Origin of the sequence: Alcaligenes nematophilus (assembly GCF_026344155.1) — a bacterium.
Classification (GTDB): domain Bacteria; phylum Pseudomonadota; class Gammaproteobacteria; order Burkholderiales; family Burkholderiaceae_B; genus Alcaligenes; species Alcaligenes phenolicus.
The window spans coordinates 302,196-320,814 of sequence record NZ_JAPKMZ010000001.1; the positions used below are offsets into that span (position 1 = coordinate 302,196).

An 18,619-nucleotide genomic window follows, 5' to 3' on the forward strand; every position below is an offset into this window, starting at 1 on the left:
GTTGCAAATGCAATCGTAAATCATGACATCCAGTCATGCAAGAAACCCATCAGCAGAGGTAAACCATGAATTTGGAGCGTCTTCGTCCGCCCACCGCTACGCCGCAAACCCGGATGGCGGCGGCGACGTGCCTTGAAAAACTGGCAACGCAAGACATGGAGCGAGCCTGTCGTGCTGCCTCTCCTTACCGTGCGCTTCAAGTCATCGCCCAGGACTTGGCACAAGACGATAAAACCCATAGCAAAATGTGGATCGTGCGGGCTTCTCCAGGTCAGGCATCCGTGCCAGCCTCGGATAAGACTGACATGGACACAGGCAATATCAGCGCATGGCCGCTCTGGTTTCGAGATGGGCCTGAACACTTCGAGATCCCATTGCTCTATCTGCTGCGTTCCGAATCCGTCGCCGGACTGCGCGCTGCGATATACGAAGCCGCCGAGCGCGGCATTGTGTGCAACGACGCTGAGATCACCACCTCGCGGTGGCCCAAAAGCGTACAGCCCGCCGTTCCGCTTTGGCTGGCCAACAGCTTGAACGGCATCCCCTACGACCCTGCTTCTGGGCAGGAAGCGCTCGCTATTATGCGTTCCGCCCTGCAAGCCATGTACGTAGACGACGAGCCCGGTTTTCTCTATATGACACTGCACGATGACACTGGAAAGGTGCCAGCCTCACGGCAAGCCGATGTACAGGAAGCGTACAAAGGCATGTACCAACTTCTTGCTGCGCCCGACTCGGCGATCCGTTTACTGGGAGCTGGTCAGGCATTGGGAAACGTGGTCGAAGCGGCCAGACTCCTGCGCGAGGACTGGAATATCAGCAGCGAGGTCTGGAGTTGCCCCAGCTATACCCGTCTGACACGAGAAGCTCAGGAAGTGGAACGCTGGAACATGCTCCATCCGCTCTCCAAGAAAAAAACAGCGCATCTTCAGAACTGCCTTGGATCGACGCCATCGCCCGTGTTAGCCGTCACCGGATATGGGCAATACATTGCCGAGCAGATCGGCGGCTTTGTTTCTGCCCGCTTTGTCGCCCTGGGGGCCGACTCTCTCCCAGAAGCAAGTAGATTTCCCAGCGCGCCATGGATAGTGGCCGCCGCGCTCAAGGCGCTTGGTGATGAAGGCCTCTTGCCCATGCGACAGGCAACAGAGGCATTGAAGCGATATGCACTGGTCTGACACCTGGCAAAGCAATCAAGCGGCCTGGTCATCAATAAACTCGATCCTGCTACGGTATAAAGTATCTGGAAAAACGCTATGGAGCAGTCATGAAACACATTCTTGTCTACTCTGATTCCTTGTCATGGGGAATTATTCCTGCAAGCAGAAAGCGCCTGCTTTTCGAGCAACGCTGGCCAGGTGTCATGGAGATTGCGCTGTGCGCCGCAGGCCAGAAAGTCCGGGTTATTGAAGACTGCTTGAATGGGCGACGAACCGTATGGGACGACCCTTTCAAGCCTGGACGCAATGGATTAACAGGCTTGGCACAGCGGATTGAAATCCACTCCCCTCTTGATCTGGTCATCCTGATGCTGGGGACGAATGACTTTCAGTCCATGCACGAACACAATGCATGGCATTCATCACAAGGCATCCTGGCGCTGGTATCCGCCATCCGCTGCGCAGCGATTGAGCCGGGCATGCCCATACCCCCGATACTGGTCGTGGCGCCACCTGCCATTCAAACCCCGAAAGGACCTATCGCACCGAAGTTCCAGGGCGGCGAACACAAATGTGTCGGGTTGGCGCTCGCCTATCGTCAGGTGTGCGAGGAAGTGAACTGCCATTTCTTTGATGCCGGCAGTGTCATTAGCGCCAGCAAGGTCGATGGCGTTCACCTTGATCCTGAACAGCATTTGATTCTTGGCAAAGCGGTGGCCGAAATCTCGACACCGCTGATTGCCAGCTTGGTGTAAAGAAGGTTGACGTGGGGCGATGCAAGCCGAAAGAGCGCTAAGGAAATGAAGACGATCCAGATCAGTCATGCCGCCTTACCCTGCCCAAGAGCACCAGCACCAGAATCGCCGTCACTGCCGCAGCACCAGCCAGAACAAACAGCTGGAAGCGGAAAGCACTTTCGTACACTTGCAATAGCGGTGAGGGCCCCACTGTCGGCAAAAGCACCCTAGCGTTCTGTAAATCGCTCATAGCTAATCGATTCGCGGCTCCCAGCAAGTCTGCGCCCCTTATCTGGCCCAACGTGCCATCCGCTACTAATGTCGCTAAGCCCGAAAGAATGCGAGCAGACAAGATGGCCCCCACAACGGCAATGGCTATCCCGTCGCCAGCCAGACGTACCGCATTGAAGATGCCCGTCGCCATTCCCGCTCGCTCCTTGGGAACAACGCTCACGGCCAAGCCATCCATCAATCCCCAAGGAAGGCCGATTCCGATGCCAATCACCAGCATCGCAAGCAAACGCTCGCTGGGCGCATCGTCGGACAGCACCAATCCGAGCCAGGCCAGTCCGACAGCCGCAATGGCCAGACCAATGCCAGACAGCACGCCGACATTGACCCAGCGCGCAAGAATACCGGCAATAAAGGGCACAACTAATAGCGGTGCAGATAGCGCAATCATCATCTGCCCCGCTGCCAGCGCGCTATATCCTTCCACTCCAATGAATCGGGCTGGAAGCATGACCAACAGCACGATATAGGCATAGGCTGGCGCCAGCGCCAACACTTGCACACCCAGAAACCGTGCATTAGCGAACAAAGACAGGTCCAGCATGGGTTTGGCATGACGTCTTTCGATGATGACGAAGATGACCAGCAGCACCACGGCACTTGCCAGGCTAGTAAGTACCGAGGCATGGCCCCAGCCTCGCTCGGGGGCAAGGGTAATGCCGTAAGTAAGCACCGCCAATCCTGCAGTAAAGCTGATGGCCCCGAGCCAATCCAGCCCCACGGCATCGGGGTCGCGTGTCTCGCGGGCAAAGGGGGTAATGAGCGCTGAAGCCAGCAAAGCAAGTAGCGCGGGTAGATAAAACACCCACTGCCACCCCAGTGTGTCGATCAGTAGTCCGGCAAGGAATGGACCGAATGCCGCCCCGGCACCAAAAGTCGTGCCGATCAGACTGAACACACGGGTACGTGCATGCCCGTCAAACTCTTGCGTTAGCGCCGCCATCGCCCCCGCAAAGGCACCTGCCGCGCCCAGCCCCTGAATGAGCCGCAGAAGATCAATCCAGAACACGGAGGGCATGGAGGGGATGAGAGCCGTAATCAAGGCAAACAACAACATGCCCGACAGCCAGATCCGCTTGCGCCCGTAGGTGTCGGCCAGGCTGCCCGCCGCCAGTGTGGCACTGCCATAACTGAGGATGTAGGCGTTGATAATCCAGGTCAGCTCGACCGCGCTGCCACCAAGAGTTTGGTTGATAGAAGGCACGACAACAGCCGGACCAGCGATGCTCAAGGGAATGACGGCGGCCGTCAGACACCCGGTCACGATCAAGGGGGATTTACGAATGGGCGCGTCGGACATGGACGCGGTGGTGGTGGTGTTCATCGGGTATCCCTTAAAAATCGCGAGGCCATACGTGACACTTTCGCGACTGTGCTTCATAGCCATGCCGTGACGGCCTTTTTTGAATAATTGATGATACGTAGGAATTATTTGTGGAAAAATAGCTCACAATTCACGATAGACATGACAGAAAGGTCATCAATGGGAAGGGGAAAATGGATAGTCACGGGGGCATGACAATATTTGTGCAAGTGGCCGATCTGCGCAGTTTCGCCGCAGCGGGGCGGCAATTAGGCATTTCCGCATCGGCCGTCAGTAAGGGGATCGCGCGGCTGGAGCAAAAACTGGGGGTGCGTCTATTCCAGCGCAGTACCCGTAGTGTCAGCCTCACCGTAGAAGGCACGCTGTTTCTCGACCGCTGCCGGCGCATCCTCTCCGAAATCGCCGCAGCCGAAAATGAGCTAGCCAGCACGACTGCCGCCCCCCAAGGCCGACTTCGGGTAAGCCTGCCGCTGGTCAGTGGATTGATGTGGCCCGTGTTATCGGCCTTTGCCAGCCACTACCCCCACATCGAGCTCGACCTGGATTTCAGCGACCGCCTGGTGGATGTTGTGCATGAAGGTTTCGATGCGGTCGTGCGCACCGGGGAGTTGAGCGACTCCCGGCTGATGAGCAAGCGCCTGGGCACAAGCCGCTTCGTGTGCGTGGGTGCACCCGGCTATTTCGAGCGGCACAACATGCCTGAACGGCCCGAGGATCTCGGCCAGCATGCTTGCCTGTTGCACCGCATCCCCAACACCGGCTTGCTGGAGAAATGGCGCTTGCGCCGGGGCGAGGAGAACGCTGACAGGCACCCTGCAGCAGGCATGACGAGCAATCACCTCGAAACCCTGCGGCATATGGCCATTCAGGGCCACGGGATCGCGTATCTGCCTGACTTCGCCGTCAAGCAAGCCCTTGAACGCGGCGAACTGCTCACAGTACTGGACGAATGGACGGGCTCCTCCAGTACTTTCTGGATATTGTGGCCGTCCAATCGGCAACTACTGCCCAGGGTACGGGTATTCGTCGACTTCATGGCGGCGCACCTGTTCCCTTCCGGAGAGCCCAAGTAACTGAAAGGGCCGGTTGCCGGTACTCTGGTGATTCACAAGCGCCTAAACCAGGTCGTCCCAGTTTCGGCCAGCGTAGTTCGGTATTGCCACCGTGATGAAACGAAGAACGCCCTCCACATTGAGGGCGTTCTTCGTTTCAAATTTAGTACCTCTAACGCCGGCCTTTCAAGGCTTGGCCGCCTGCTGATACAAAGGCATGACCCGTTCCGAGATCGCCTGCAAATCCGCAATACGGGTTGAGGAAGCCGGGTGAGTAGACAGGAACTCCGGCTGACTTCTACCCTGCTCCAGGGCCCCCATCTTCTGCCACAAGGTGACCGCAGCACGCGGGTCGTAGCCTGCACGCGCAGCCAGCTCTACCCCGATCAGATCGGCCTCGGATTCGTGAGTGCGGCTGTTAGGCAGTTCAAACATGACTTCGCTGAGCGTACCGCCCAAATCGTTCACAGCCTGCACACCAGTCAGGGCGGAGAGCACCGTCAAACCGAAAGAAGTCGCCATTTTCTGGGAAACCTGCTCACGCGAATGCTCGCGCAAGGCGTGAGCAATTTCATGCCCAATGACAGCAGCCAGTTCCGCGTCCGTTGGCTGAATCCGTTTGATCAAGCCGCTGTAAACCGCCATCTTGCCGCCCGGCATGCACCAGGCATTAACTTCGTCCTCATTGATGACGTGGACTTCCCAATTCCAGGAGCGGGCGTCCGCACGGAAAACACCGACTTGATCGATCAGGCGTTGAGCAATGGACTTGACCCGACGAGTCTGGGCCGCATCGGTATCCAGCGCCTTTTGCTGCCGAGCCTGGGACAAGACCTGAGCATAATTCTGGGCCGCCGCCTGATTGAGCTCGGCCTCCGACACCAGATTGGAGATGAATTGTTTGCGCTCGACACCTACCGTCCCGCTTTCCGTCGTCTGCACCGTGGCACAGCCCGTCACGGCCAGTATCAAACCCGCCGCCAAAAGGCGTTTTCCTTTCGCAATACCTTTCATGCTCAGCTCCAAAAAACAAACCTGACAAGAAAATGAAGTGCTAGAGTCCTGCGCAAACCCTCAGTTTCAGACGCCGCACTGCGAGCGATGACGCAGACAATGATCCATCAACACAATGGCCAGCAAGGCCTCGGCAATCGGCGTGGCACGAATACCCACACAAGGATCGTGACGGCCCAGTGTCTGCACCTCAACCGCTTCACCGGCTCGATTCACGGAAGGACGCATGGTACGGATGCTGGCAGTAGGCTTGATCGCCAGGGAAACCGTCACGGCCTGCCCGGAGGAAATACCACCCAATACGCCACCGGCCTGGTTGGTCTTGAAACCATCGGGGTACAGCGCATCACCGTGCTCCGAGCCTTTTTGCGTAATGCAATCAAAGCCAGCGCCAATGGACACGCCTTTTACCGCGTTCAATCCCATCATGGCATGGGCGATATCAGCATCCAGACGGTCATATATAGGTTCACCCCAACCTGCAGGCACGCCTTCGGCCACGACTTCAATGCGGGCACCAATGGATTCGCCTTCTTTACGCAGCTCGTCCATATAGGCTTCCAGCTGCGGCACCACGTCCAGGTCTGGCGCGTAAAAGGGATTCTGCTCGACCACATCCCAGCTTTTGAAAGGAATAGAGATAGGACCCAGTTGGCTCATATAGCCGCGAATCTTCACGCCGAAGTGCTCGGCCAGCCATTTCTTGGCAATTGCACCGGCCGCCACGGTAGGCGCAGTCAGGCGAGCTGAAGAGCGACCACCACCACGCGGGTCGCGGTTCTCGAACTTCTTCCAGTAGGTGTAATCCGCATGACCGGGACGGAAGGTATCCAGCAGATTGCCGTAATCCTTGCTGCGCGCATCGGAGTTGCGAATCAGCAGGCTAATGGGGGTGCCAGTTGTACGACCTTCGTAAATACCGGACAGAATTTCCACCTGATCCGGCTCACGGCGCTGAGTCACGTGGCGCGAGGTGCCAGGACGGCGGCGATCCAGTTCAAACTGAATATCCTGTTCAGACAGCTCCAGGCCCGGAGGGCAGCCGTCGATCACTGCGCCAATCGCTGGACCATGAGATTCGCCGTAATTCGTGACGCGGAAGCTTTTACCTAGAGTATTGCCGGACATAGAGAAAGTGAACGCAAAGAAATGAGGAAAAATAAAAGACAGGCACGATTATGGCATTGTTCCCGAATCCGGACATGCACCGCGCCCGGTCTTTCAGGAAGAGCAACTGACGGCCAGCTCCGCACTGCCTTCTGGCGGCGGCATGGCATAGGCCTCAAAACCGGCCCGCTCGGTGTATGGGTCGCGCAGCAGCTTCAGCAAGGTGTCGATTTCGCTGGCGTCATCCTTGGCAGCAGCCTGGATGGCCTGCTCAGCCAAATGGTTACGCAGCACATACAAAGGATTGACGCGATTCATGGACTCGCGCTGCTCTGGCGTGTCGGAACCGTCCAGCTTCAGACGCTGGCTATAGGCTTGCCACCAGGCCTGGGCCTGATCTTCGGAACCCTCAAACAGGCTCAGGAAAGCCTCGGGTGCCTTGCTGGCCTGTGCCAGAGCACGGAAGGACAAGGTGAAATCCGCCCCGCTGTTGTGCAGCAAGCGCCACCAGTCATCGACCAGTTGCGCATCATCCGCTTGCCAGGTACGAAGGCCGAACTTGGCCTGCAAATTGGCGTGATAGCGCTTCAGAAAACTGGTTTCAAAGGTTTGCAAACGCTCTTTTACCGCATCCACATCCGGATCCAGCACCATCAAGGCGCTGGCCAGACGGTACAGGTTCCAATGCACAATCGCAGGCTGTGCATTCCAGGCGTAACGACCTTGATTGTCGCTGTGATTGCAGACGTGATTCACGCGGAATCGGTCCATGAAGCCGTACGGACCGTAGTCAATGGTCAGGCCCAGGATGGACATATTGTCAGTATTCATGACGCCGTGGCAAAAGCCGACAGTCTGCCAGTCGGCCACCATTTCTGCGCTGCGATGCGTCACTTCCTGCAAGAAGCGGCAGACGCGCTCCTGCTCCGAATCGCCTTCGACCAGCAGTTCCGGATAGAACTCGCGCAGCACATAATCCAACAATTCACGCACACGGCTTGCGTCGTTGGCCCAATGTTCAAACGAGCCAAAACGCACAAAACTGGGGGCAACACGTGTCACAATCGCGCCCGTTTCCACGGTTTCCCGATACACAGGCGTATCCGAAGTGACCAGGGCCAAGGCCCGGCTGGTCGCAATGCCCAAACCGGCCATGGCCTCACTGGCCAGATATTCGCGCACACTGGAACGCAGCACAGCACGGCCATCGCCCATACGGGAATACGGGGTTTTACCGGCGCCCTTCAACTGCAATTCCTGCGAGCCCGTGGGGGTATCGATTTGCCCCAGCAAATGCGCACGGCCATCGCCCAACTGTCCTGCCCAGACACCGAACTGGTGACCACTGTATACAGCCGAGACCGTCAGGCCACCCGGCAAGGGGGCTTGGCCGCTGACTACATCCAGAAATTCCTGTTCCCCCAGACGGGAGACATCCAGGCCCAATTGCGCCGCCAATTCCTTATTGACGTGCAGCAGGCGGGAATTGGCCAGGGGTTGCGGAGGAACCGCCGTATGGAAAGCCGAGGGCAAATCCGCAAAATGGTGACTGATGGCCAGGCCATCGAACAAGCTGGACATACAGACCCCCTTAGGCCGATTTGGCGGCTTTGGCAGCCTCGGCTTTTTCGGCCTTGCTGCGCTGCTTGGCTGCTTTCTTGGCAGGCCAGAGATAAAAAATGGCGCAGAAATAATAAATCAGGGACAGAACAATCTCTGCAATCGCCCAGGGCATGACTTCAGCCACCGGGTCCGACCAGGCACGCATGACCCCTTCCGCGAAGTACAGCAGAATCATCATGGACGTCCATTGCAGGGTATATAAATTGCCCTTGAGCACGCTGCGCAGCGGCAGCACCAAAGGAATCACTTTCAGCACCAGCCAGGAGCCGCCGGGTTTCAGGGGCGCAAAATGAAGCTCCCAGGCCAGGCACAAAGCAATCAAGGCGACCAAAGCCAGGGCCGCCACTCGATGAAGTATGGGGTTTAAAGGTTCATGCATGCTGTTATTATCACCTGAACCCTGTCGAAAAGCAGCGTCCGCCGCATCAAACCGCTATGAAAAACGACGAGAACTTCCCTATGCCCTCTGAGCAAGCTGAACAAACAGACTTGAACCCAGATAACACCGATCCTGTATCCCGGCAGGAGCCCTCGCCCGCCCCCACTGCCAAACATCACTTTTTAAGTGTGGCGCGCTTTGCCATCAAGCGGGTGGCCGAAAAAGATCTGATGAAGGTAGCCTCCAGCCTGACCTACACCACGATCCTGGCCATTGTCCCCATGCTGACGGTGGTGCTGGCGCTGTTCACGGCCTTTCCACTGTTTCAGGAATTTGAAAGTGCCCTGGAAGGGTTTTTGACCCGTAACCTGATGCCCGAAGTGGTGTCAGAAAACATCATGTTGTATCTGAACCAGTTTGCCTCCAAAGCGTCAGGCCTGACGGCGGTAGGCAGCTTGTTCCTGATTGTCACGTCCATCATGCTGATCATGACCATTGACGAGACCTTCAACAATATTTTCCAGGTACACGTGCAACGCCCACTGGGACAACGCCTGCTGGTGTACTGGGCCATTATTTCGCTGGGCCCGATTCTGACCGGTGCCAGCCTGTGGGCTACGACCATTCTGGCCAGGGAGTCCTTGGGTTATATCGGCGACTTGTCCGGCATAGTGACCTTTGCCCTGTCTTACGTCCCCTTCCTGTTTACGGCCCTGGGGCTGACAGCGCTGTTCATGTACGTGCCCAACCGCCGCGTATGGTGGCGCGACGCCCTGATTGGCGGGGTAGTCACCGCCGCCTTGCTGGAGCTGATGAAAGCCGGTTTCGCCTTTTACCTGACCCGCTTTCCCACCTACACGATTATCTACGGCGCCTTTGCCATCCTGCCGATCTTCCTGCTGTGGATCTACATTTCCTGGCTGATCGTCCTGCTGGGCGCTTCCATGGTGGCCATTTTGCCCGATTGGCGTGGCCGCAACTGGGTCAAGACCAATGTGCCCGGCATCGCCTTTACCGATGCCGTGAACCTGCTCTACCAGCTGTGGCTGAACCGTCAGAGCCAGCAGGGACTTAGCGTACGTGAACTCAGCCACAAGCTGGAACGCGACCCGGACGAGCTCTACGGCATTTTATGCAAGCTCAAGTCCATGGGACTGATTGCTGATACCCAGCAAGACAATGACGAACAGTGGGTACTGAGTTGCGATCTGCGTCAGGTCAGCCTGAAACAACTTACCAAGGCATTTCTGCTGGACCGCGCCCATACCCACGAGGGTCCGCTAGAATATGTATTCAATTATCTTTCTCAGTTTTTCGATCAGCGACTATCCAATCTGGAAGAACTGTTTGAGTCGCCGCAAGGCATTCTGACAGGACAACCAGCCATACTAAACGCCGATCCCGGTCAGGAGACCCAGTATGCTAAAAGTCAGTGAAATCCTGCGTGTCAAGGGAGACACGCTTTATACAGGCACCCCCGAAATGACCGTTGAAAAAGCGGTACAGAGCATGAGCGAGCTGGATATTGGTTCGCTGGTGATCATGGAGCATGGTCAGTTGGTGGGTATGTTGACCTTTCGCGAGATCATTCGCCACTGGCACGCTCAGGGCGACAAGGCCCAGGGCTTTACGGTGCGCAGCATCATGGATGACGCCCCTGTCAGCGTCACCCCCAACACCAGCGCCGACGAGGTGCAGCGCCTGATGCTGAACAACCACGCACGTTACATGCCCGTGATGGACGGTCCGGTGCTGATGGGAGTTATTTCCTTCTTTGATATGGCCCGCGCCATTGTTCACGCCCAGCAGTTCGAGAACAATATGCTCAAAGCCTACATCCGCGACTGGCCTACCGATTCCGAGCAAGCCAGCGCATCCTGATCCCCTGGATCTGGCCGCCTTTACTGACGGCGTTGCAATTCTTCCCAGGCCTGCGCAAGCAGGCCTGGATCGTTTTTGGCCAACCAATGGTGATCTGACAAGGTACGACGCCACTGACGTGCGCCCTTCTTGCCGTGCGGCCAGCCCAACATGCTCTTGATCACAATGCGTAACGGCACACCCGCCTGAACATGGTGCCGGGCATAAGCAATCATCTGCTCCACCACGGCATCCTCGTCCATCAAGGGATGCTCGGGCCAGAGGCGACGATGAATCTCGCTTAATACCGCTGGCGTATGCCAGGCTGCCCGGCCCAACATCACGCCATCGAACTGTTCTTCCAGGGCTAGCGCCTGATCCGGCTCCTGAATGCCGCCATTCAAGATGAACAGTGCTTCAGAAAAGTCCTTTTTCAACTGCATGGCCATGTCATAGCGCAAAGGCGGAATCTCCCGATTGTCCTTGGGCGACAAGCCTTTCAAGACCGCATTGCGGGCATGAACCGTAAAGACTCGACACCCGGACTCGAACAAAATCCCCACAAAGTCCCGCACAAAGTCGTAGGACTCGTTGTAATCCAGCCCCAGCCTGTGCTTGACCGTCACGGGCACAGAGACCGCGTCCTGCATGGCTTTGACGCAGTCTGCCACCAAGTGCGGCTCGTTCATCAAACAGGCACCGAAAGCGCCTTTTTGAACCCGCTCCGAGGGGCAGCCACAGTTCAGATTAATTTCGTCGTAGCCCCACTTTTCACCTGCCAGAGCGCTGGTCACCAAGGCGTCCCGGTCGCTGCCACCCAGTTGCAAGGCCACCGGATGCTCTGCCTGATCAAAATCCAGATGACGTGCCTGATCGCCGTGCGTCAGTGCACCCGTGGTGATCATTTCCGTAAACAGCAAAGCGCGCGGCGCCAGCAGACGATGAAAAAAGCGGCTGTGGCGGTCAGTCACGTCAATCATGGGCGCCACACTCAAACGCCACATCTGGCTGTCCGGCATCACAAAATTAGTCATAAACAGGGAGCAAATAGCCTGATCGCAGGCTTGGTGAAAAAGGGAAAACACCCATTTTAATGGTTTCAGCCGACCACAGGATGAAGATAAAGCGCGGTAAATCGCCGCAAGGCTCCAAAAAGCGGGCGCACTGGTCTAAAATCGGCCGTTTGACATACTTGCGCGCCTGATAGTGCGCCAACAACCGGACCCTCACTGAAAGCATGGCTGTTTTTACTTCTGTCAGCGAACTTGACGCCCGCGAACTGCTGGAACAATACACAATTGGCGAATTTGTTTCCTTACGTGGCATTACCGCCGGCATTGAAAACACCAATTACTTTCTGAGCACCACCCAGGGCGAGTACGTTCTGACCTTGTTTGAAGTCCTGACGCTGGAACAACTGCCTTTCTATATCGAGCTGATGCACCACCTGGCCGCCAAAGGTGTCCCAGTGCCCGAGCCCATGACTCGCCGCGATGGCAAACGCATCTGTGTCATGCACGGCAAGCCTTGCTCGATTGTGACGCGCCTGCGTGGTGGTTACGAGCCCGAGCCCACGGTTGAACATTGCCGCCAGATCGCCCGTACACAAGCTCAGGCCCACCTGGCTGCGCAGGACTTCCCTCTGGAACAACCCAATCTGCGCGGCCTGAGCTGGTGGCAAGCCACCGTTCCCCAGGTTCTGCCCTTTCTGGACGAGAGCCAGTCCGAGCTGATCCAGACCGTCTTGCAAGAACAAAGCCGTTTTGCCGACAGCGACACCTATCGCGCCTTGCCACAAGGCCCGGCTCACTGCGACCTGTTCCGCGACAACGTGCTATTTGCCGGCACCTCGGAAGCACCCCAGATGGGCGGCATCATCGACTTTTACTTTGCCGGTTGCGACACCTGGCTGTTTGATGTGGCCGTTGCCGTAAACGACTGGTGTATCGACCGCCTGAGCGGTGCCCTGAACCTGGAAAAAGCCCAGGCCTGGCTGGAGTCCTACGCCCAGGTGCGCCCCTTTACCGAAGCAGAGCACAGCGCCTGGCCTATACTGATTCAGGCCGCCGCGCTGCGCTTCTGGATCTCGCGCCTGTACGACTTTTATCTGCCCCGCCCCGCTCAAACCCTCAAGCCGCATGACCCGCGGCACTTTGAGCGTGTGCTGCGCCAGCGTCGCGACCATGCTGTACCGGCGCTCCCTCGATAAACACGGATACTGATATGCAAGCTGCCAAGCTCCCCTTTCTTTACGGGTGGTACTGGATTCAGGAAGGATTGCGCTTGTTCAAGCTGCAACCAGCTGCTCTGTTCTTCTGGAGCTTGATCACCTCCATCCTGATCAATCTGAGCAATATTTTCCCTATCGTCGGCCAGATGGTACTGATCGTACTGGTCCCGACCATGACCTTTATCATTCAGAATGCCTGTCGCCGCATTCATGAGGGCGAGGTCATTCGCCTGGGCATGTGGACCGAGCCCTTGAAGCCCGCCCCGGTACGCAACCGCCTGATCAAACTGGGCATCATTTACTTGTTGGCCTGCCTGGTCGTCGGCTTTGTGGCGACTTTCCCTTTTGTGAATGAGCTGTCCCAGTTGATGGACAACAGCAATGCCACTCCACAGGAAGTCATGGTGGCCTTTCGCAAGCCCATCATTTTGTTCTTTGTGCTGTATCTGGGCCTGTCCGCCCTGTTCTGGCACGCTCCCGCCCTGGTAGGCTGGCATGCCATCCCGGTCAAGCAAGCCCTGTTCTTTTCCATGGTGGCTTGCTGGCGCAACAAGGCCGCCTTCCTGCTGTACGGCCTATGCTGGGCGGCTGCCTTCTTCGCCATCCAGACTCTGGGCGAATTGCTGCTGGGAGCGGGTTTAAGTCCAGGCACGGCCACCATGGTGCTGACACCTATCAATCTGGCGATGGCTGCCATCCTGTACGCCAGCTTCTACCCGGCTTACCGCAGCGTGTTTGGTGATCCGATGCGCGACGCCGCACAAGGCTAAGCCCAGTCCAGCCATACCCCGCCCCCTGTTTGACGTATTTCCTGCAGGGCGGCGGCCCAGGGCGAAAACTGCTCCGGCCCCGACAGAGAAGTGACCGGCGCCTCCAGTACCGATCTGGCTTTTCTGTGCCAACGTATCGCTCCCGCAGGTACAGCCGGACAAAACCTCAAGGGCTGATCATCCTCATCCAGAAAGCAGATATCCAGAGCCTGCCGCATTCTCCATAGATGAACGGCTCGGCAAGGCCGCAGCCACACAGCAGTTGCGAAAGCCTTGTTCTGTGGCAGTGCCTTCCAGCCGCGCCAGCGGGCCCAAAAGGTATGGGCATCGAATAAATACAAAGGCTGTTGTTGCGCCTGTTGCAACGGCTGTTTAATCAATACAAATCCAGGCATCTCTCAAGCTCCCCCTGCTAGCCAGGGACCTAGCAGGCTCATCGCAATCACCAAAAACGTGCAGGGGAAAATGCACACGACCAAAGGGGCCAGCAAATAAACAGGTAGCTTGAGGGCTCTTTGCTCGGCTTCCAAGTGCAAATGACTACGCAATTTTTCTGCTTGAGCGCGTAGCAACAAAGCCAAAGACAAACCCGTGTCCTGTGCCAGTTCCAAAGACAAAGCCAATTCTTCCAGCTCTGCCTGCCTGAAACTCAAAGCGACATTGCGCATGGCTTGCGGCAAACGTCGTCCCGCCCGAACCTCGCCCTGTACCTTGTTCAAGCTGATCAGCAGACTGCCTTGCGGTAGGGCCTGCGTTGCACGCGCCCAGGCTTGCTGCAAGCCCAGCCCGGATTCGACAGCCAGCACCAGCAGATCCAAAAAGAACGGTAAATCCTGGCGACAGCGGGAATGATGTTGGCGCTGCAGTTTTCTTCCCCGTGAGATAGCCTGCAATATGCTCAAGAGGAGACCTGTCACCGCCAAGCCTAGAAGCTCCATCAAGGAAGCTCCCTGCGTCAACAAAAAGGCGCTGACAAGACTTGTAAGCAATCCGGTCAAAGCCACGCGTTTACTTAGAAAGCCCCGTACTTCGTTGGTATAAGAACCCCACAATCGCTCCGGCCACTCATGGATGAAAGGCAGGGACAGGCATAGATGCAAAACTCTGGAGAACGGTGCTTCCCAAGCCTGCCAGGCCGCCTGCCCCAAACTGCTGCCTCCTTGCAGCAAAAGCAGATAACGACCGCGCCAAGCCCACAGGAATGCCATCAGGAACAAGGCTGCACTCAAGGCAGAGAGCATCCAGATCAGTGTGATCATGATCACCCCTCCCCTCGCAGGATCACTTGCATCCACCACAGCCCCATCAGCAGCATGGCCACTAGCGCCCCCGCCACCCAAACACCCAATGTGTTGAACCAGGCCTGCTCAAATGCCGTGGCATCCAGAAGGTACAAAGCTCCCGCCACAAAACCCGGCAAGCAGAACATGATGCGCGCCTGCAAACGCGCCTGCGCGGTCAAGGCAACAATCTTGTCCTCGATGGTCAGTCGCGCCCGAATGGTTTGCGCCAGTATCTTCAAGCGTTCCCCTAGCCCCGCCCCCGTGCTCTGGCCCATCTGCAAGGCACTGAACAACATGGCCAGTTCTGACACCGGCACTCGATCCAGAAGGTCTTGATACGAGTCCTTGGCACTCACCCCCAAGCGCTGCTGACGCAATAGCAAACGCAGCTCTTGCCCCAAGGGCGCAGGCAAAGATTGAGACAGCTGCTGCAAAGCCGCTTGCAAGGCCAAACCTGCTTGCAGGCTCAAGGCCAAAGACAGAACAAAGTCAGGCAACTGTCGTCGTAAGCTTGCCAAGCGCCGCTGTCCCATCCAGCGCAGAACCAGTAAAGGCGTGACTGCAGCCAGCAGAGCTACCATCGCTGCCAGCCAGAACGACTGCATCAGCCACCAAGCCGTCAAAAAGATCAGGGGCAATAAAGCCCAGGCCCCAAAAGCCAAATACTGACTGCGCACAAATACAAAATGCGATTGCAAACTCTGCTCGGACTGCCTGAGCAGTTGCTGCCTATAACGCTTGGCAAGACGCTGTCCTGAACGTAGCAATACATAGGCCAACGCCGTGGTACCCAAGACAATCAGCAAAATACTGAGAAATCTCATGATTGCCTCTCTGCAGACGAAACATGCTCGGAACGCAAGCCACTGGCGGCAAAACCGAACTCCGGGCGATAGCTGTATAAGGTTTGCAGTTGAATACGCTGCGCCTCGATGCCGGTCACCTCCACAATCTCGTGCACCAAACGCTTGCCATCAGGTAAGCGGCTCAGTTGCACAATAATGTGCAAGGCCCGCGCGATATGCTCTCGCACAACCAGCAAAGGCAAATCCAGGCCTGCCATCAACACCATCCCTTCCAGGCGGGACAAAGCATCGCGAGGCGTATTCGCATGCAAGGTCCCCATCGAGCCTTCGTGGCCGGTGTTCATGGCCGACAACATATCGAAAGCTTCTGCGCCCCGGCACTCCCCCACCACAATCCGGTCTGGCCTCATTCGCAAGGCTTGTCGTAACAGGCTCCGTATATCCACTTGCCCCTGACCTTCTGCATTCGCGGGTCGGGACTCCAAAGCCACCCAATTACTGTGCTGCAACTGCAGCTCAGCCGCGTCTTCCAGGGTCACGATTCGTTCACCTGAATCAATACAGGTGCTGAGCACGTTCAGCAAAGTCGTTTTGCCTGTCCCGGTTCCACCCGAAACCAGAATATTGCAGCGTCGCTGCACCGCCTGTTGCAGGAATGCGGCCATCTCCGGCGACAAACTGCCCGTCTGCAACAGATCCTCCAGCCCCAGGCGTCGTTTGGGAAACTTGCGTATGGTCACGCAGGTTCCCTTGACCGCAATGGGCGACAGTACGGCATGAAAACGCGAGCCATCGGCCAAGCGCCCATCCACTGCGGGCGAGCTGATATCCAGCCGTCTACCCAAGGGAGCCAGGATGCGGTCAATAATCGCCCGCAAGGCCGACTCGCTGCTGAACACCAGGGGATGGGCCTGAAGCCGCCCCGCCTGCTCAACAAATACCCGATCATAATGATTGACCATAATTTCCGAGACCGAGGCATCAGCCAGTAAAGGCTCCAGAGGCCCCAAACCCACCGCTTCGGCACAAACACTAGCTTGCAGTCTGGCTTGCTCATGCTTAGGGACAGCACATTGGGCCTGGATCAAACGACCCAAGCAATCAAAGGCTTCCTGCTCCAACTGTTTGTCTGTGACGCGGGAGAGGTCTCGACGCTCCAATTCCAACGCACTCAACAAGGCTTGATGCAGGCGTTGCTGTTCCTGTCTGAACAGATCACTATCGGATACCGGAAGATCAGCTTGCCCAGGAGGGAAAAAACCTTGCTCACCTTGTGGTGTCTGACGCGGTTCTTCCATCGTAAAGGACTGCGGTATTGAGGTTTCCGGTGGGTTTCCCAAGTCCGAAACGGCCATATCAACTCTGGGCTGAACCTTCTGCCCAAAACCGGCAATCCGCAACTTGAACCCTCCCAGCACCAGCACATCACCCAAGCGCAAAGGCCCATCGTCATAAACCCGTTTGCCGTTAAGCTGTACGCCCGTCAAAGAGCCGTGATCCTGGATGTACACCGCCCCCGCCCGCTTCAGAAAACTGGCATGCTGGCGCGCGATACGCCAGGACGGCAGAACCACATCACAGGCCGGGTCACGCCCTATCAAGGCCGGCAAACTGACCGTGCAGGGGCGCGTCGTCCCCAGCTCCGACTCAAGCTCAAGGTTCAACACGAAATACCTCACTATCAGGTTCTACCCATTGCGACCAGGTACCTCGCCCTGCTCCCTTGGGGATGGCACGCACAGGTGTATTCAAGCGTGGAGCATCAGGAAAGCTTTGATCCAACCACTGGGTAGCATTGGCCTGCCGAGCCAGCAAATCAGGATGTTCCGCAGCCACCAAAGTCGGGGTCACAAATACCGCCAACTCCGTTTCCTGTCGGGCAAAGCGTTCGGAACGAAACAAGGCGCCCAGCACTGGCAAACTGGCCAATCCCGGTAGACGATCCACATGCCGAGATTCTTCACGCGAGATAAACCCTGCCAGCACCAGCGTTTGTCCTGAACGGACATTGAACTCGGTCGAAGCTCGTCGGGTTTTCAAAGACGGCCCGGCGGGTTGGGACAGGCTGGCATCAACGGAGCTAACCTCCACCTCGATCTGCGAACGCACCAGCCCGCCACGCTCGACTCGCGGCACAATGCGCAGCGACACACCGTAAGGCTTGAAGCTGGTCTTGCTGTTTCCCTTGTCGTCCGTGGTGGTGTAAGGCAGCTCGCCCCCGGCCAGAAACTCGGCTTGAGAACCACTGCGTGCCAATAGCTGCGGTTGCGCCAGTACAACCGCATGTCCTTCCTGTGCCATGGCCTGAACGCGAGCAGACATCAAGGCGCCAACACCAAAGAACGCTGCCCCCTGCTTGGCAGGAAACGCCAAAGGCAAAACAGCTTCACCTGGCCTGTCCAAAAACTGATGAGTAGACGCATCCCAGGCACCGCCCATACTCAAACCACCCTGAGAGCTCCCATCCCAACGCACTCCCAGCTCTCGCAGACTGTTGCGCGGCACCTCCACTACCTGCACATCCAGCAAGACCATCGGTTCCCAACCGTCCTGCTGCGTGAAATCCAGCAATTGAGGATGCTCCTGACTTAATGCCTGAATGCGTTGCTTGTCCTGATCACTTAAACCTTCTCCTTCCAACACCAGCTTGCCACCCAGTTCGCTGATGCGTAACTCGGGAATGCGTTCCAGCAAACTTCGTAGCTCCGCCAAGGTTTGCCTATGATTTTCTGGCGACACCTCAATTTGGTAGGACTGGCTTTGCCCGGAATGGGACCAGACTTGTACCACCGTGCTGCCCGTCTTGCGTGCAAACAGAATCAACTCGCCCGATTCCGTGGTGACAGCGTGAACAATATCACCGTCGCCGACCGCCACCCGCTCCACCTGCGTGTCAGGCAGAACCATCAACTCACCGACTTGTAGCCCCAAGCCCTGGGCCTGGCTTTGCAAACTTGCACTACACAGGGCAACAGACAGCAAA

17 protein-coding genes are annotated in these 18,619 nt (G+C 57.1%); 7 read left to right on the forward strand and 10 right to left on the reverse strand.

The features are described 5' to 3' along the window. The first annotated feature begins 65 nt into the window (after nucleotides 1-65). Nucleotides 66-1,178 (forward strand): transketolase-like TK C-terminal-containing protein, encoded by a 1,113-nt coding sequence (locus OSH04_RS01415; protein ID WP_203145779.1) that lies wholly within the window; start codon nucleotides 66-68, stop codon nucleotides 1,176-1,178. Between the two features lie 89 nt (nucleotides 1,179-1,267). Continuing rightward, on the forward strand, nucleotides 1,268-1,915 hold the full coding sequence (locus tag OSH04_RS01420) for an SGNH/GDSL hydrolase family protein (protein ID WP_266107801.1): 648 nt from the start codon (nucleotides 1,268-1,270) through the stop codon (nucleotides 1,913-1,915). A gap of 61 nt (nucleotides 1,916-1,976) precedes the next feature. Here the strand turns inward: OSH04_RS01420 and OSH04_RS01425 are convergent, their stop codons facing one another. Next, nucleotides 1,977-3,512 (reverse strand): MFS transporter, encoded by a 1,536-nt coding sequence (locus tag OSH04_RS01425; protein WP_266107802.1) that lies wholly within the window; start codon nucleotides 3,510-3,512, stop codon nucleotides 1,977-1,979. 173 nt (nucleotides 3,513-3,685) lie between these two features. On the opposite strand from OSH04_RS01425, the gene OSH04_RS01430 reads away from it, so the two are divergent. Then, the gene (locus tag OSH04_RS01430) at nucleotides 3,686-4,585 is read left to right on the forward strand and encodes a LysR family transcriptional regulator (protein ID WP_266107803.1); all 900 of its coding nucleotides are present in this window, start codon (nucleotides 3,686-3,688) and stop codon (nucleotides 4,583-4,585) included. A gap of 165 nt (nucleotides 4,586-4,750) precedes the next feature. On the opposite strand, the gene OSH04_RS01435 is transcribed toward OSH04_RS01430, so the two are convergent. The 4 genes from OSH04_RS01435 to OSH04_RS01450 all read right to left on the reverse strand — a co-directional run bounded on the left by OSH04_RS01435 (nucleotide 4,751) and on the right by OSH04_RS01450 (nucleotide 8,687). Next, nucleotides 4,751-5,578: a M48 family metallopeptidase gene (locus tag OSH04_RS01435; protein ID WP_060185170.1), complete on the reverse strand. Its 828-nt coding sequence runs from the start codon at nucleotides 5,576-5,578 to the stop codon at nucleotides 4,751-4,753. A gap of 66 nt (nucleotides 5,579-5,644) precedes the next feature. Continuing rightward, complete coding sequence (aroC, locus tag OSH04_RS01440) at nucleotides 5,645-6,706, reverse strand: chorismate synthase (RefSeq protein WP_035272817.1); 1,062 nt, start codon at nucleotides 6,704-6,706, stop codon at nucleotides 5,645-5,647. 93 nt (nucleotides 6,707-6,799) lie between these two features. Then, nucleotides 6,800-8,266: a protein adenylyltransferase SelO gene (locus tag OSH04_RS01445; protein ID WP_266107804.1), complete on the reverse strand. Its 1,467-nt coding sequence runs from the start codon at nucleotides 8,264-8,266 to the stop codon at nucleotides 6,800-6,802. 10 nt (nucleotides 8,267-8,276) lie between these two features. Continuing rightward, the gene (locus tag OSH04_RS01450) at nucleotides 8,277-8,687 is read right to left on the reverse strand and encodes a DUF2069 domain-containing protein (protein ID WP_009462169.1); all 411 of its coding nucleotides are present in this window, start codon (nucleotides 8,685-8,687) and stop codon (nucleotides 8,277-8,279) included. Between the two features lie 80 nt (nucleotides 8,688-8,767). Between OSH04_RS01450 and OSH04_RS01455 the strand changes: the two genes are divergently transcribed. Then, nucleotides 8,768-10,123 (forward strand): YihY family inner membrane protein, encoded by a 1,356-nt coding sequence (locus OSH04_RS01455; protein ID WP_240688288.1) that lies wholly within the window; start codon nucleotides 8,768-8,770, stop codon nucleotides 10,121-10,123. Then, on the forward strand, nucleotides 10,107-10,568 hold the full coding sequence (locus OSH04_RS01460) for a CBS domain-containing protein (protein ID WP_009462173.1): 462 nt from the start codon (nucleotides 10,107-10,109) through the stop codon (nucleotides 10,566-10,568). The genes OSH04_RS01455 and OSH04_RS01460 overlap by 17 nt, the downstream gene beginning before the upstream one ends. Nucleotides 10,569-10,588: 20 nt before the next feature. Here the strand turns inward: OSH04_RS01460 and dusA are convergent, their stop codons facing one another. After that, nucleotides 10,589-11,581 carry a tRNA dihydrouridine(20/20a) synthase DusA gene (dusA, locus tag OSH04_RS01465; RefSeq protein ID WP_266107805.1) on the reverse strand — a complete coding sequence of 331 codons (993 nt, stop codon included), beginning with the start codon at nucleotides 11,579-11,581 and terminating at the stop codon, nucleotides 10,589-10,591. A 203-nt stretch (nucleotides 11,582-11,784) separates the two neighbouring features. Here dusA and OSH04_RS01470 point away from each other — a divergent pair, with 203 nt between their 5' ends. Beyond that, entirely contained in the window at nucleotides 11,785-12,756 is a 972-nt protein-coding gene (locus tag OSH04_RS01470; RefSeq protein ID WP_021446523.1) for a homoserine kinase, read from the forward strand. Nucleotides 12,757-12,770: 14 nt separating this feature from the next. Beyond that, nucleotides 12,771-13,547 (forward strand): BPSS1780 family membrane protein, encoded by a 777-nt coding sequence (locus OSH04_RS01475; protein ID WP_266107806.1) that lies wholly within the window; start codon nucleotides 12,771-12,773, stop codon nucleotides 13,545-13,547. 398 nt (nucleotides 13,548-13,945) lie between these two features. Here the strand turns inward: OSH04_RS01475 and OSH04_RS01480 are convergent, their stop codons facing one another. From OSH04_RS01480 to OSH04_RS01495, 4 genes are read right to left on the reverse strand one after another with little or no spacing between them, the layout of a single operon-like run. Continuing rightward, a complete protein-coding gene (locus OSH04_RS01480; RefSeq protein WP_266107807.1) occupies nucleotides 13,946-14,806 on the reverse strand; it encodes a type II secretion system F family protein in 861 nt (286 codons plus the stop codon). Between the two features lie 2 nt (nucleotides 14,807-14,808). Then, nucleotides 14,809-15,654 carry a type II secretion system F family protein gene (locus tag OSH04_RS01485; RefSeq protein ID WP_009462183.1) on the reverse strand — a complete coding sequence of 282 codons (846 nt, stop codon included), beginning with the start codon at nucleotides 15,652-15,654 and terminating at the stop codon, nucleotides 14,809-14,811. Then, nucleotides 15,651-17,300, reverse strand: coding sequence for an ATPase, T2SS/T4P/T4SS family (locus tag OSH04_RS01490; protein WP_080748097.1), 1,650 nt, complete (start codon nucleotides 17,298-17,300; stop codon nucleotides 15,651-15,653). Before OSH04_RS01490 ends, OSH04_RS01485 begins: the two co-directional genes overlap by 4 nt. After that, nucleotides 17,290-18,588 (reverse strand): type II and III secretion system protein family protein, encoded by a 1,299-nt coding sequence (locus OSH04_RS01495; protein WP_060185313.1) that lies wholly within the window; start codon nucleotides 18,586-18,588, stop codon nucleotides 17,290-17,292. Before OSH04_RS01495 ends, OSH04_RS01490 begins: the two co-directional genes overlap by 11 nt. Between the last annotated feature and the right edge of the window lie 31 nt (nucleotides 18,589-18,619).

Bases quoted from the DNA above. Each gene is read 5' to 3' on its own strand.
- OSH04_RS01475 (WP_266107806.1), top strand. From the start codon at position 12,771: ATGCAAGCTGCCAAGCTCCCCTTTCTTTACGGGTGGTACTGGATTCAG.
- OSH04_RS01445 (WP_266107804.1), bottom strand. From the start codon at position 8,266: ATGTCCAGCTTGTTCGATGGCCTGGCCATCAGTCACCATTTTGCGGAT.
- OSH04_RS01435 (WP_060185170.1), bottom strand. From the start codon at position 5,578: ATGAAAGGTATTGCGAAAGGAAAACGCCTTTTGGCGGCGGGTTTGATA.
- OSH04_RS01420 (WP_266107801.1), top strand. From the start codon at position 1,268: ATGAAACACATTCTTGTCTACTCTGATTCCTTGTCATGGGGAATTATT.
- OSH04_RS01430 (WP_266107803.1), top strand. From the start codon at position 3,686: ATGGATAGTCACGGGGGCATGACAATATTTGTGCAAGTGGCCGATCTG.
- dusA (WP_266107805.1), bottom strand. From the start codon at position 11,581: ATGACTAATTTTGTGATGCCGGACAGCCAGATGTGGCGTTTGAGTGTG.
- OSH04_RS01460 (WP_009462173.1), top strand. From the start codon at position 10,107: ATGCTAAAAGTCAGTGAAATCCTGCGTGTCAAGGGAGACACGCTTTAT.
- aroC (WP_035272817.1), bottom strand. From the start codon at position 6,706: ATGTCCGGCAATACTCTAGGTAAAAGCTTCCGCGTCACGAATTACGGC.
- OSH04_RS01470 (WP_021446523.1), top strand. From the start codon at position 11,785: ATGGCTGTTTTTACTTCTGTCAGCGAACTTGACGCCCGCGAACTGCTG.
- OSH04_RS01455 (WP_240688288.1), top strand. From the start codon at position 8,768: ATGCCCTCTGAGCAAGCTGAACAAACAGACTTGAACCCAGATAACACC.
- OSH04_RS01480 (WP_266107807.1), bottom strand. From the start codon at position 14,806: ATGATCACACTGATCTGGATGCTCTCTGCCTTGAGTGCAGCCTTGTTC.
- OSH04_RS01425 (WP_266107802.1), bottom strand. From the start codon at position 3,512: ATGAACACCACCACCACCGCGTCCATGTCCGACGCGCCCATTCGTAAA.
- OSH04_RS01450 (WP_009462169.1), bottom strand. From the start codon at position 8,687: ATGCATGAACCTTTAAACCCCATACTTCATCGAGTGGCGGCCCTGGCT.
- OSH04_RS01485 (WP_009462183.1), bottom strand. From the start codon at position 15,654: ATGAGATTTCTCAGTATTTTGCTGATTGTCTTGGGTACCACGGCGTTG.
- OSH04_RS01415 (WP_203145779.1), top strand. From the start codon at position 66: ATGAATTTGGAGCGTCTTCGTCCGCCCACCGCTACGCCGCAAACCCGG.